Source organism: Oleiphilus sp. HI0079 (assembly GCF_001635105.1).
Genome location: NZ_LWFT01001339.1, coordinates 1 through 14,101, shown reverse-complemented (window position 1 = coordinate 14,101; position 14,101 = coordinate 1). Strand labels below are relative to the sequence as shown.

Below are 14,101 nucleotides of genomic sequence, written 5' to 3'. Positions count from 1 at the left end.
ACTGTAACCAAATTCGTTGTCGTACCAAACATAGAGAATGACACGCCCATCATTTGCAATTGTGGCCTTCGCATCAACGATACCTGCACGACGGTTACCAACAAAATCGCTCGAAACGACTTCTTCAGAATTGACGTAATCAATCTGCTTAGCCAAATCAGAGTGCAAACTCACCTCACGAAGATACTCATTGATCTGATCAGCAGTCGCCTCTTTCTCGATATTAAGATTCAAAATAGCCATCGAAACATTTGGCGTAGGAACACGAATCGCATTACCCGTGAGCTTACCAGCCATCTCAGGTAGCGCTTTCGAAACTGCCTTTGCAGCACCGGTCTCCGTAATGACCATATTTAATGGAGCACTTCTTCCCCGACGACTACCCTTATGGTAATTATCAATCAGGTTTTGGTCGTTGGTGTAAGCATGCACCGTTTCAACATGACCGTTCTTAATGCCAAACTCGTCGTTAATCACTTTCAAAACGGGCGTAATCGCATTTGTAGTACAAGACGCTGCAGAAAGAATGGTGTCTGAACTTTCGATCGCAGAATTATTGATACCATAAACAATATTTTTGATATCACCTTTGCCCGGAGCAGTTAGCAACACTTTGGATACACCCTTTGACTTAAGGTGCAAACCAAGACCATCTTCATCTCTCCAAATACCTGTGTTGTCAATAACGATAGCGTCGTTAATGCCATACTCTGTGTAATCAACCTGATCTGGGCCGGGAGAGTAGATAACCTGAATACAATTACCGTTAGCGATAATCTGATTCTTGTCATTATCAACAGAAATAGTGCCCTCGAACGGACCATGAACTGAGTCTCGGCGAAGCAAACTTGCCCTCTTCTCAAGATCATTACTAGCGCCACCCTTGCGAACGACAATAGCCTTTAAGCGAAGATTTGTACCTCCACCAGCCTTCTCGATAAGTATACGAGCAAGCAAACGACCAATACGACCAAACCCGTAAAGCACCACATCATGCGACTGACCAGCGCTATCTGAGCCCTTGCCAACTACGTCAGCTAATTCAGCGCGAAGGAACTCTTCCAAACTCGCTCCGCCCGCTCTTTCTTTAAACGCGACAGCCAGCTTGCCAATATCGACGCGCGCATGACCAAGATTTAAGCCAGACATCACCTTAAGTACTTCTAGAGAATCGACCGCAGACAACTCTTTGTTTTCAATCTGGCGAACAAATCGGTGCGATTTGAGCAAACCAATGACAGACTGATTGATAATGGCTCGACCGTAGACAGAAGTAACAACATTGTTCTCACGATACAGGCGTCCAATTAAAGGAATCATATCCTCCGCTGCAGATTCTCGTTCAGTCCAATCGTTGAAATGGCTTTGAATGCTCTCGTTGCTCACGCTTCACACCTCTTATATATGTGCGCTCATAAAAATAGGTCGCGTATTATCCTGATAAACAACCAAGATAGCAATAAACCCTCCTTACGCAAAAAGAATAATAATAGTACGCAAACGACTCAGCCTTGCTAAACTGAAGTTGTACGTCTGCTATAGAACAAGAATCGGATACATATTCAGGCAACTAATCAGGGAACAACGTGGCAACGACAAGCGCACTCGTGGTGGATGATTCATCGACATCTCGCACCTTACTAACCAAGATCCTAAAAAAAATGGGTATACATTGTGAGCAGGCCTGCTCCGGCGAAGACGCTCTGTCGCAACTCGCTTGGTTTCACCCTGATTACATATTCTTGGACCACTTAATGCCCGGCATGGATGGATTTGAGACGCTGAAACGCATTAAATCAGAAGAACAAACGAAACATGTTCCAGTCATTATGTACACGTCACAGCATGCGCACAATTACTATGAAGAAGCGCATCGCCTGGGTGCAGCAGGGGTCATCTCGAAACAGATTGATCGGGACAAACTGTATCTCATGCTAGACCGGCTTTGCTCAACTAAACCCGAACAAGCCGACGACGTACCTACTGTGTTCAACGAAGTACAAAGCTCTCTTACTAAAACGGTCGAAAGCGAATCAAGCAACTCAAAGCTATATGCTCGAATATCGACACTAGAGACCGCCTATGAAGAAATCCACGAAGAGAACCGGAACCTTAAGACCGAGCTCGCTAAATTGGCAACGAATCAGGCCGAGATGACAAGCAAGCGCCTCGACCTGGCTTTGCCACAAGTTGTGATCGTTGTCTTTCTGGCTTTTTCGCTTTTTGCCTCTACATTTGCATGGCTGACGACTCAAAAAATAGAACAAGGCTTCACGAATACTCAAATCCAGATGCAACAAGTCAACGAACTGATCGATGAGATCATTCTTTTACTTGAGCATGACGAAGCAAAGTAATTCTGGGGAATTAATTGAGTAACCATCACTTAAGAAAACTCTGCCAAGACAGCAAGTTCTTGATTATCGATGACTTTGAGAACTTTCGAACCTCTCTTAGGCTAATGCTTACAAGCTTCGGGGCCGCTTTCGTTGACACCGTTGCAAATGCTGAACAAGCGTTAAATCAAAGCAAGTACGAAAGCTACGATGTCATGCTTTGTGACTTTAATCTTGGCGAAGGTAAAAATGGCCAGCAAATCCTTGAAGAACTTAGAATCAAAAAGAAGCTAAAGCGCACGCATCTATTCATAATGATCACTGCCGATACATCGAAGGAAGCAGTGCTCGGCACTCGAGAATTTCAACCAGATGCCTATGTCGCCAAGCCAGTGACACGTAACATGCTCGAAGAGCGTCTCACTCAACTGCTTGTTCAACAAAGAGCACTTAAACCCATCAATCGAGAGATTGATCTCGAAAACTACGCTAAAGCCATCAGCCTTTGCCAACAAGAAGTAGACAAGGGATCTAGATATCGCTCCTGGTGCCTCCAAACGATGGCAGACCTATATAGAAAAATGGGCGATAGCAGCAGCGCCCAGAAAATATACAGCGAAGTTCTGACAAATAGACCTATCGATTGGGCAAAAATTGGGCTAGCGAAGACGCTGTTCGATACTAGCCAATACGAAGAAGCCAAGAGTGTCTTTTCATCCGTCATCGAGCGATCTCCATTCCTCGTTGAGGCATATGAGGGCATAAGCGACAGCTGTGTCCGATTAGGACAAAGAAAAGAGGCTCAAAAAGCACTTCAAGAAGCGGTCTCCATCTCGCCCAGAATGGTTCAAAGACAATCGAAGCTGGCTAATCTGTGCGTAGAGAACAATGATTTGAATGCCGCTAGCGATGCTTTTCGAAAGGCCGTTACATATGGTGAGGGAACTGTTCACGAAACGCCTGATTTATACTTGAACTTTGGTAGATGTTTAAGTGATCTTGCCTTGGGAGATACCACCGAAAAACAGTCTCTTCTCGCCGCTGAAGCCAACGCTCAACTGGAAACAGTTCTTGATAAATTCTATTACGAAGAAGAGTCGTGCCATTGTGCAAACTTAGTCAAAGCAAGGGTTTTAGTGGGCCAAGGCAAACTAGAAAACGCCATCGAACTCATCGACGAAGTTCAATCCCTTACAGATATCGACAAGCTGAGCGCCGAGCTTGGAATAGAAATGAGCCGAAGTTTGTACACAGCAGGAAAACAAGACGAAGCTCAATCGCTGCTGATTGACCTGTCTCAACGCTTTGAAAGTGACCCATCTGCCTTAGCCAAAATTGAGGCCGTGCTTGATGAGCCAGAACCTCTAGAAATTAGAGTCAAAGCGAAGAGCCTAAACAAAACGGGAATTCAACTATTCGAAACTGGCCATTTACAAGAAGCGATCGAATCCTTCACAGCCGCCGCAGCCCTCACCCCAAAACACGCTGCATTGAACCTTAATCTAGCGCAAGTCGCGCTTCGCTTGCACCAGCAAGACTCTGATGCAAATGCCTTGTCCATTGTTGAGCAATGCGTTGATCGAATAGAGCACATCCCCAGACAGCATAAGCAATATCGCCGCTTACAACACATTAAACACACGCTCAGCAGAGCTCGTACGGAGGCCTAAAACATGCCATCTAATCATACCGACAACGCTGACTTCTCTTTGATTCTCGCATCGTCAGTCCATGACATGAAAAACTCTCTTGGCATGCTTCTGCATTCGCTCGAAGAACTCTGTCAGAAGCTACCCGAAGATAGCGAAAACAATCTAGGAGTCAGCACTATCCGCTACGAGACGGAGCGCGTTAACAATGACCTTATTCAGCTTCTTGGGGTCTACCGCTTACATAAGAAAATGCTCTCAGCTCACCTTGATGAGCACTATTTAGATGACATCGTGGCGGAGCAGCAAGCGCAGTATGGGAATGTGTTCGAAGCAAGGAACATAAAGCTGAGTCAGGACATATCGAGCACAGCTTCGTGGTATTTTGATAGGGAGCTTGTATCAGGCATACTGAACAACGCAATTAACAACGCGAGCCGTTATACCAAAAGCGAGATCTTAGTTGCGGCACGAGAAGTAGAGATTTGCGCACACCCCTACATTGAAATTAGCGTGCACGACAATGGACTAGGCTACCCTGAATCCATCTTAAAGCTCGAACCAAGCGATATTCAAAACAACCTTAACTTTAAAACTGGAAGCACTTCACTAGGCCTGTACTTCGCATCTCAAGTAGCTGCGCTGCATCACCAAAATGAGAAACAGGGCTACATCGCCCTTGAAAACGGAGGCAAGCTTGGAGGGGGTGTATTTAATTTGTATCTGCCGTAACCAAGATGACGTAAACGCCCCGCTAAGCCAAATCAATAACGACTACCATGTGGCCTAATGGTGTAATTTGACCCAGGTGCAAACTCGACATCTGTCATATAGATACTGCCAAATGTCGCAGGGCCATCGCTTCCCTTAACACGAATATTCTCCATGTTAATTCGGTCCACCTGAAAACCTGTATAAAAGCGCACACCTCCATCTTCAAGCAGCGAGATAGTGGGAACGCCCTCAAACCGGCGAAAACCCTCCATCGAAATGTCCGCTTCTATTCCGCTCGACAATGGACCAATACCCATAACGGTAGTGACGGTATCCATCAGTTCATACGCCACCTGCTCATCATTTTGCTGTTGATCTTCATCATCGTCGTCATAATCATGTTGAAGCCCTGCCCCAACGGCATCATGACCATAGTTCATGAACGGAATCGCGCTTAGCGAATAAGGCCCCTGCGCAGTAGCATCGCTCATCTGCTCATCGGAGAGTGCAACCAATCCCGAAGGCAGATCTGCAACGTGTTCAGAAATATTTACGCGAGTGACAGGTATCGAAGGTTTCGCGACCACTGTAGCCGCCATTCCGGAAGCTGCATGGAGCGGTGCACACACCGCAGTAGCAATTGCACCAACTTTACGCAATAACGACTGCCTTTTAAGCGCCCTATTTAACTGCGCATCTGAAATCCAACCATTTGAGAGAAGAACCTCTCCCAGTCGCTTCCCAGTTCTGCCTTGCTCAAGCAAGGCCTGATCAAGCTGCATCTCCGTGAGCTGCCCTTTGTTGATCAAAACTCTCCCCAAACGGGAATTATGTTGCGGAACTTGCTGCATCGGTTGCGACCTCGACGATAATGTTAAAAAGAGCAAAAGTTTTCGGTTGTTAGAATTTGGTCTAAAAACAGCTTTCACACCACATCAAAGAGTTATGTCTTGTAAAAGGCCTGTAACCGTTTGAAATAACGTGAACGAAGGCTCACTTTGATTTGAGCTTATAGGGCTTTAAAATCAGCGCTTCAATAAAAAACTAGGTTCAGATCATGCTTACTCGAGTTACAAAAATTTTCTTAGCGATATCGTTCACTCTTGGTTCAATGACAGCGATCGCTGAAACCATAGCGACAATAAAAACAAACAAAGGCGCTATTGAGGTGGTTCTTTACGACAAAAAAACGCCAAAAACCGTTGCTAACTTTATTGAGTACGCGAATTCGGGGTTTTATAACGGCACGATTTTCCACAGAGTCATTCCTAACTTCATGATTCAGGGTGGTGGCTTTGAAGCCAATATGGTCAAAAAAACACCAAAAGCACCGATCATAAATGAAGCTCAGCCCACCATCCAAAATGCAAGAGGCACATTGGCGATGGCACGCACAAATGACCCAAACTCTGCAACGTCTCAGTTTTTTATTAACTTAGTGAATAACAACTTTTTGAACAAAAGCACCGCTCAACCGGGCTACGCCGTTTTTGGTGAAGTGACTAAGGGAATGGACGTCGTTGATACAATTGCAAAAGTAAAAACAGGCAGAAAAGGACCTTACGGCGACGTTCCAACAGACAACATCGTGATAGAGTCTGTAAAAATCGCAAGTCAGCCGACAGAGTAAGTTCTTTGCTACTCCCAACGGCTGAAATTGAGTGGACCGACGGCGCTCCATTTAGCAAGACATTCGGCGATGTCTACTTCCAAACAGAAGGCGGTCTCGCCGAGTCTAATTATGTCTTTTTAGAGGCCAACAAGCTTAAAGAAAAGCTCCAAGATTCTCGGCGTGTTAGTGACACCTTAGTCGTCGCTGAAACCGGATTCGGCAGCGGACTGAACTTCGTGGCCTGTTATGCTTTATGGAGCTCTTTGCCAGAACCAAAAAAGTGCCTAGAATTTATCAGCATCGAAGGCTTTCCTTTAACTAAGCTAGACTTACAAAAGTCCGCCAAGTATTTTCCGGAACTCGCAATCGAGTATGGCAAGTTAATCGATCAGTACCCCGAACCTATTCAGGGCGCTCATCTCTTAGAATTTGAACAAGGACGTGTTCAGTTACGCCTGATACTGGACAGTCTCGACAGCGCGCTTGCAGCGTACGATATTCCCGCAAACGTTTGGTTTTTGGATGGATTTTCACCCAAGATTAACGAAACCATGTGGTCTAATCGATTGTTTGAGTATCTTGGCGCCCAAGCTCTTCCCGGCACCAGCCTATCCACCTTCAGCTCAGCGAGCGCAATACGTAAAAATTTAACCGCAGCAGGCTTTGTGGTAAGCAAGAGAGCTGGTTACGGCCCCAAGCGGGAAATGATCACAGCAACCTTCGATCCAAATAAAACACCGAACAAACCAATCACCACTCCAGCCCAGCCTTGGCATCAAGCGTCACCAAGCACACATACCCAAGCCGCGATCAATGACCTGAACAACCACAGTGCTATCGTAATCGGAGCAGGTATTGCCGGGTTGGTACAAGCCCTTACGCTTTCGAGGCATGGTTTTGATGTAAAGCTAATCGACAGGGCTACCCAGCCTCTAGCAGGGGCAAGCTCGCAACCTCAATTAATTATGTACGCAAAATATCCAAGACAGGTGAATGCGGAGGGCAAGCTGCTTTTTCACGCCCACAATATGGCACAAGGCTACTACGAAAGGATGCAGCAAAGCAGTGAAGGCCGATTTTGGCACCCTGTCGGCCTTGCGCAACTCGCTTGGTCAGGAGACGAACAGCAGCGCCAAGATGAATTCATCAGGCATTATGCTCCACCTAGCAGCTTTGTTCAGCAATTGCCGTCCGACGAGCTGTCGTTCAAGAGCCGCATCGCGATTAACAGTACAGGTCTTTTTTTCCCGCAGTCTGGCTGGCTTGATACCAAAGCGTTTGCTGAATATGTGCTGCAACGAGCTAACGTCCAGTTTATCGGAAGTACCAAAGCCATTGGGTTAGAACAAGCGCAAGACAAGAGCTGGCTCGTTGAAACACCCGACCAGACTCTTAACTCAGAATACGTCGTGCTCTGCAATGCCTTTGGAGTCAAGGATCTTATCCCTGACCTCGAACTACCTCTTAAACAGCTAAGAGGTCAAACCAGTCAACTTCTCAGCACCGAACTTGCCAATCTGTCATGCGTCGTTTGCGGAGAAGGATACCTAAGCCCAGGAGCAGAGAATAGCGATGAGCTGCACATCGGCGCTACTTACGACCTTAAAAATCTGGACTCAACCTATCGCATAGCAGATAACGCAAAGAACGTAGAGCAACTGGGAAAGTGGCTAAAAGGCTGGGATCCAAATGGGCACAATACCATTACTAGCGGAACAGCAGGATTAAGAACAACGAGCGCGGACTACACGCCTATCGCTGGGCCAGTTCCGAATAGACCAAAAATGGTCGATCAGCTATCAGAGCTAGCACACAATGCAAAGGCTTGTCAGTCAACATACGGGGCATATCAAGAAGGTTTGTATATCAATGTGGCATATGGCTCAAAAGGCCTCACCTTCGCACCCACATGCGCCGATATGATTGCATCCCATATCAAGGCAACACCAATAATGAGCACATATCAAATGCAGAAGATGCTATCCCCTTCTCGCTTCCTTGTCCGACGGCTAAAAAAAGGCCTGATTAAAAACTAGGGTTTTGGAGAACATCGAGCAGCTACGCTAAAACGGTAAGGGAGCGAGATTGGTTCCGTCAGGTGCGAAGGGGGCTATTCGATATCGAAACGTTCCATCTCCAGACGTATGATTCTCTTTCCAAAGCACCAAGAACTTCTCATCGTTCACCGCCTCAATATCAATAGCGTAGTCTTCTCCCGGCGTGCCAAACTGAGTAACGATACCTAAGCTTGGTGTCCCCTGAATACCGACCGAAGCAAAGAACACATCGCGACCACCAACGCCCGAAATTGACGCGCCTTCTTGAAATTCACCAAGCGTATCACCGGCAATGCCAAGCACCTCTTTATCTTCTATTTTTGCCAAACCAATAGCGACATCATCTTCGCTAGAAGCAATAGAAAACAACGAATTCGCCGACCCCGAGTCATTAAAGGTCAGGTCGTAAAAAAATATATCCTTAGACAAAGATGGCGTTACAGAGAGATCACTTCCATACTCCGATGAGACAAGAAACGCCAAGCGATCACGGGCATAGTTATCTGAGCCGCCAAAGTCATAATTCGCAAACTGCCTAACCTCCAATATCGGTAGATCTGAGTCGACAAAACCATCCTCATCAAAACTCGAGACCTCGATTCCTTGCGCGTCAGAAGTCAAAACCTGAACCCCGGTGTCGGTAAATCCTGAACCTAAAGCTACGTTATCAGAATCATCACCAATAAAACGCCGATAATCCAAGCCTAAACCGGTATCAAAAAGATATACGAAGCCATCAGCCTGGCCGCTCGGAGCAATCACAGCCTCTCCATCAAGAGCAGAACCAGAGCTGCTGCCTGTAATTACCAGCCCCTGATCGTCAAAAAAACGAACGCTTTCAACAAGATCATCACTCTCTGAACCGTGCTGACTTCGAGACAGCTCGGTAATCGTGCCGTCATCCGCGATAGAGAACCTCACTAGCACAAAGTCCGTCCCGCCCCAAAGGCTACCTGCGTAATTGATGTTGGTGCCTATCACTAAAGCGAGCTCGTCGATCCCATTAGACATTGAAATGACCTCTACGCCTTTCACAGCAAAGTCTGCCCCAGCAACACCAAGCTCGAAAAATTCCGCCCCATTCAACAGCATCGCTTCACCAAAACTACTTAACCTTCGAATACGAACGGCATTGTTCGCTCCATTCTGGTAATCCGTCGCAATATATAAACTGTCAGCCCCCTCTGTAGCTGCAACAGCGTGTTCGCCAGAGTCTAAATCAAGAGGATCAGTGTTGTTAAAGCTGTTAACCGTAATGCTCACCACACCCCTTGGGTCACTTGAACTGTCGCCCTGCACCTCAATCACTAGCTTGGGGTCAGGTTCTGCTGTGACCATCGGGGAACCAAGAGAAATACTGAAGACGCCACTAGATTCGCCTTCTGCAATCGACACAATTCGAGAGGCTGGATTTAACGAATAATCCGCATCCTCCAGGTTTGTTTCTGACAAGCTTACGTTGACCGGAACAAAGATCTCCTTTTCTGCTGGAGCACCAATCTCAAAAGAGATCGCAAGTGTGTCTCCAGGCGATTGAATGTATTCCAAATCAAAGGGCTCAACTCTCGGCTCGTCGTCGTTAATTGTCACATTAACGATCGACACCCCTAAATCACCGACAATGTTTCTTTCACCATCAAACGACACAGACAGCGACTCGATCGCCTCAATCTCCGAGTCATCAATTACATAAAAGGTTACAGAACATGCTGTAACACCTTCGGCAAACGACAACTGCCCCTGCAGAGGTAAAAAATCCACGCCAGACCTAGCGACTCGCTCTACGTTACTTGCTTCAAGTACACTGACATCAAATACTACTGGGACAGAAACAGCGGTGGAAAGCTTCAATACAACCTGTACCGGGTAAGCTGTCCCTTGCGCAACAGAAATGGGGTCGGGTTCAACCTCAGTCGCCTCTTCACAAACCGTCTTGCCTCGCACCCCCGGCCCAGATGACGCCCTGAGATTTGCTTCACCCTCCGCAAAAGACACAAACGTTTCTAGCTCGTCAATTGCAACATCCGAAATAGAAAACTCAACTCTAACAACAATGCTAGAAACTCCATCTGTCACCTCAATCCAATAGGCCGAGTCAAGGTTTCTATCTAAAAGAGCTGACGGTACCGGAACGCCTTGCAACCGGAAGGTATTACCTGAATCATGCACGACAGCCAATTCAACGCGATTTACATCTTCAAACTCACCAATCAGCTCTTCACTCATTCCGCTTTCAGGGTTTTGAATATACCGAACTGCATACCCACCTTGGCCGCCGGTTATTTCAATAGGGATATCTACCGGCGCATACCAGGTCATCTCTGTCGGCAAGGCTGATTCGTTCAAGATTCTGACATCATTATCAGGTAGCTCTGTTTCGCAGGCGACCAGAAAGATCGTTACACACAGTACAAAAAGATGTTGAAAAAGGGGTTTCAAAATAAACGCACTCACCGCTTGGCAGTTATTGTTCTATGAGAAGAAAAAATCTAGTAGTTGAATGGTATTAAAAGGGGTGGAAGTTTTACAGGATGCTGATCAAGAAACGTTCTGTACATCACACTATGCTTGGGAGATTAGCTCCAAAGCTTGCTCCTCAGACAAAATTTCGATGCCAAGCTGCTCTGCTTTCGCCAATTTAGAACCGGCCTTTTCGCCCGCAACGAGAAAGTCAGTCTTGCTAGACACAGAACCACTTACCTTCGCACCTGCATCTATCAACATTGTTTTGAGTTCATCGCGGCTAAAATTTGGTAAGGTGCCCGTAAGAACAAACACCTTTCCTCTCGCTGGCGAATCAGATTTAGAAGCCTGTTTTTTCAAGGGCTTTGGATGTACACCTTTTTCGAGCAATTTATCGACTTGGACGCGATTATCCTCGTTACCAGTAAACGCGAGAACATGCCCAGCTACGATCGGCCCAATATCATCTAAACTCTCGAGCCTTTCCGCCTCAAAAGAAAACAAATCATGAATATCATCAAGCGCTTGTGCTAGTGTCAAAGCCGTGGTTTCACCAACCTCACGAATACCAAGCGCATAGATAAAACGCGAGAGAGAGATCTCTTTTGACGCATCAATAGCAGCAATAAGATTATCCGCACTTTTCTGCCCCATCCGCTCAAGCAAAACCAAATTGGGTGCCGTCAAATCAAAAATGTCGGCAGCACTCCTAATAAATTCTTTCTCAACCAGCTGATCTACAAGCTTGTCGCCCATACCATCGATATCAAATGCTTTGCGCGAAACAAAATGCTTTATGGATTCTTTTAACTGCGCCGAGCAAACTAGAGCCCCGGTACATCGAGCAATAGAGCCGTCCTGTTCAACCGGGGAATGACAAACCGGGCAGGTATTAGGGAGAAAAATATCTTCCGAACAGGCTCCTGAAGCAATACGGCGAGACACCTTGGGAATCACGTCACCTGCGCGTTGTATCGCGACCGTATCACCAACGCGAATACCAAGCCGCTGAATTTCATCCATGTTGTGTAAGGTGGCGTTACTCACAGTCACGCCTCCCACAAACACCGGTTTCAAACGTGCAACGGGAGTAATCGCTCCCGTTCGCCCCACCTGAAACTCAACACTTTGCAAGATCGTCTCCGCTTCCTCAGCTGGGAATTTATAGGCCGTAGCCCAGCGGGGCGCTCGAGAGACAAACCCCAAGGCTTGCTGTTGCGCGAAACTGTTTACCTTAAAAACAAGACCGTCTATCTCATAATCAAGTTCAGAACGCTTAGAACTCATGCTTTCAACGTAATGAACAAGCTCATTGGCGTCTTTGAACTCCTCAATCAGAGGGTTCACAACAAAACCAAAGCGACCAAGAGCCCGCAGCGACTCTAAGTGAGATGTGAAAGAAATATCATCCGAATAGAAACCTACAGAATAGGCATTCATACTCAGTTTTCGCGCCGCCGTAACACGCGAATCAAGCTGACGAAGACTACCTGATGCCGCATTACGCGGATTGACGAAGGCCTTGCCACCACTATCCTCAGCCTTGCCGTTAAGCTCCTCGAAGACAGCTTTCGACATAAATATTTCCCCTCTAACCTCTAGCTCCCTAGGGGTGTTTTCACCCTGAAGCCGCAAAGGAATGTTAGAGATGGTCTTTACGTTTGGTGTGATATCTTCGCCTGTCTGACCGTCCCCTCGCGTCGCTCCATATTGCAAAACGCCGTCTACGTATAAAAGACTAACCGCAACGCCATCTAATTTAGGCTCTGCAATAACAGAGAAGTGGCCACCCTCTTCAGGCGCGACCTTATCTTTTAGGCGAGCATAGAAGGCGCGTAGATCTTCTGTTGAGAAGACATTATCTAGAGACAGCATCGGGATCCGATGCTGTACTTGTTTAAACTCATTGGAGGGTGCACTGCCAACACGTTGCGTTGGGGAGTCTGGGCGCTTTAGCTCGGGATGAAGCTCTTCGATCGCCTTGAGCTTTTGGAACAAAACATCATAGTCTGCATCCGAAACGCTTGGAGCACTGAGCACGTAATACCGGTAATTGTGCTCGTTGAGCTGGGCTGACAGATGCGCAACCTCATCCGCCAAACTCTCTACAGACTTTTGAGTCACCTTAACTTCCTAATATCAAGGCCGAGCCTTACAAAGCTGCTTGCGTTCAAACTCTCGAATGCGCTGCTTACTATGCTCAATAGTCTGTGACGTTAGAACGCTACGATTCTCATCTTTCAGCTCGCCCTGCAAGTTGTCGGCAAAGCACTTCGCTGTTTCGTACATAAACTCAAATGCTTTGAGGTAGTCTTTAGGGCCTGGAATACTCATAAAAAAACTCACACCAGGCGTTGTCAACGAATCGAGCTTGTCCGGATCAAAGTAGCCAGGTTCAACAGCATTCGCAACACTAAACTGAATAGGACTGAGCAAGTCCTCCTCATGACGGTGGAAGATCGACATATCGCCATGCTGCATGCCGCATGCTTCAAGTAACTTTTTAATTGCCGCACCGGAAAACACTTGCCCGGTTCGCGCATCGACGTTTATGACGATGACTTCATGATCTGGTGTTTCTTGAGCTGCCGTTTTGTCACTTTGTCTAGGCTTATTTGCGCCTTTCTTCTCGGGCGATTTAGCAACCTTGGCGGCGGCACTTTTACTGGCCTTCACTTTCTTAGAAACAGGCTTCTGCTTCGCGCTTATATCGCCAAAATCTTGATTATCAACCAAATCCAGCCCTAGGCTTGGCTCGACGTCTCCTACTTCGAAATCGTCATCTATCGCGGAAATTCCAGAGACGTGATTTTCTTCATTGACCGAATCGACGCCTGTAGCAACAACGCGGGCGCTTCCACTAGGTAACTCGGGGTTAAAATCATCATCAAGAGGCGAGCTTTCAATTTGACCACCAAGGTCGCGAGACATTTTAAGAGAATCTTGCCGAGCCAATCTCATACGACGAATGCCGTCTATGAGAATACCCAGGATAATGACAACGCCGGCAACAATTAACCATTCTCGAAGATTCATTGCTAAATTTTTGCTCGTTTGGAATAGCGCTTTAAAAGCTGAAATCGGGCGCACAGACAACACTCGCGCACCCACTAATTGCACCCCCATATATTATCGTCAAAAATGGAGTTACACCAACGGCAAAGATTAAAGCTTAATTAATTGTTTTATAACTGGCGTCAAGCTTCTGCTAGACGAGCAGCAGCATCGATGTCAACCGACACAAGACGTGATACCCCGGGTTCATGCATC

General features: G+C 46.7%; 10 protein-coding genes. 5 read left to right on the top strand and 5 right to left on the bottom strand.

Annotated elements, in window-relative coordinates:
* Positions 1-1,386: glyceraldehyde-3-phosphate dehydrogenase (locus tag A3750_RS23200; RefSeq protein ID WP_068548931.1), on the bottom strand; the 1,386-nt coding region annotated here is incomplete at its 3' end.
* 200 nt (positions 1,387-1,586) lie between these two features.
* On the opposite strand from A3750_RS23200, the gene A3750_RS23195 reads away from it, so the two are divergent.
* From A3750_RS23195 to A3750_RS23185, 3 genes are read left to right on the top strand one after another with little or no spacing between them, the layout of a single operon-like run.
* A complete protein-coding gene (locus tag A3750_RS23195; protein ID WP_068455325.1) occupies positions 1,587-2,357 on the top strand; it encodes a PleD family two-component system response regulator in 771 nt (256 codons plus the stop codon).
* A gap of 14 nt (positions 2,358-2,371) precedes the next feature.
* Positions 2,372-4,006, top strand: coding sequence for a tetratricopeptide repeat-containing response regulator (locus A3750_RS23190; RefSeq protein ID WP_068455321.1), 1,635 nt, complete (start codon positions 2,372-2,374; stop codon positions 4,004-4,006).
* A 3-nt stretch (positions 4,007-4,009) separates the two neighbouring features.
* Positions 4,010-4,717 (top strand): sensor histidine kinase KdpD, encoded by a 708-nt coding sequence (locus A3750_RS23185; protein WP_068455318.1) that lies wholly within the window; start codon positions 4,010-4,012, stop codon positions 4,715-4,717.
* 32 nt (positions 4,718-4,749) lie between these two features.
* On the opposite strand, the gene A3750_RS23180 is transcribed toward A3750_RS23185, so the two are convergent.
* Positions 4,750-5,550 carry a hypothetical protein gene (locus tag A3750_RS23180; protein WP_068455316.1) on the bottom strand — a complete coding sequence of 267 codons (801 nt, stop codon included), beginning with the start codon at positions 5,548-5,550 and terminating at the stop codon, positions 4,750-4,752.
* A gap of 206 nt (positions 5,551-5,756) precedes the next feature.
* Between A3750_RS23180 and A3750_RS23175 the strand changes: the two genes are divergently transcribed.
* Both A3750_RS23175 and mnmC read left to right on the top strand, forming a co-directional pair.
* Positions 5,757-6,329, top strand: coding sequence for a peptidylprolyl isomerase (locus A3750_RS23175; RefSeq protein WP_068466238.1), 573 nt, complete (start codon positions 5,757-5,759; stop codon positions 6,327-6,329).
* 5 nt (positions 6,330-6,334) lie between these two features.
* Positions 6,335-8,347 carry a bifunctional tRNA (5-methylaminomethyl-2-thiouridine)(34)-methyltransferase MnmD/FAD-dependent 5-carboxymethylaminomethyl-2-thiouridine(34) oxidoreductase MnmC gene (mnmC, locus tag A3750_RS23170; RefSeq protein WP_068466237.1) on the top strand — a complete coding sequence of 671 codons (2,013 nt, stop codon included), beginning with the start codon at positions 6,335-6,337 and terminating at the stop codon, positions 8,345-8,347.
* A 27-nt stretch (positions 8,348-8,374) separates the two neighbouring features.
* On the opposite strand, the gene A3750_RS23165 is transcribed toward mnmC, so the two are convergent.
* From A3750_RS23165 to zipA, 3 genes are all read right to left on the bottom strand, one after another.
* Positions 8,375-10,807, bottom strand: a complete 2,433-nt coding sequence (locus A3750_RS23165; RefSeq protein WP_156492335.1) for a hypothetical protein — start codon at positions 10,805-10,807, stop codon at positions 8,375-8,377.
* A 123-nt stretch (positions 10,808-10,930) separates the two neighbouring features.
* Positions 10,931-12,955 carry an NAD-dependent DNA ligase LigA gene (ligA, locus tag A3750_RS23160; RefSeq protein ID WP_068454270.1) on the bottom strand — a complete coding sequence of 675 codons (2,025 nt, stop codon included), beginning with the start codon at positions 12,953-12,955 and terminating at the stop codon, positions 10,931-10,933.
* Between the two features lie 15 nt (positions 12,956-12,970).
* A complete protein-coding gene (gene zipA, locus A3750_RS23155; protein WP_197466237.1) occupies positions 12,971-13,957 on the bottom strand; it encodes a cell division protein ZipA in 987 nt (328 codons plus the stop codon).
* Between the last annotated feature and the right edge of the window lie 144 nt (positions 13,958-14,101).

Excerpts from the sequence above, each read along its gene's own strand:
- zipA (WP_197466237.1), bottom strand. The coding sequence starts at position 13,957 with ATGGGGGTGCAATTAGTGGGTGCGCGAGTGTTGTCTGTGCGCCCGATT.
- A3750_RS23175 (WP_068466238.1), top strand. The coding sequence starts at position 5,757 with ATGCTTACTCGAGTTACAAAAATTTTCTTAGCGATATCGTTCACTCTT.
- A3750_RS23180 (WP_068455316.1), bottom strand. The coding sequence starts at position 5,550 with ATGCAGCAAGTTCCGCAACATAATTCCCGTTTGGGGAGAGTTTTGATC.
- A3750_RS23185 (WP_068455318.1), top strand. The coding sequence starts at position 4,010 with ATGCCATCTAATCATACCGACAACGCTGACTTCTCTTTGATTCTCGCA.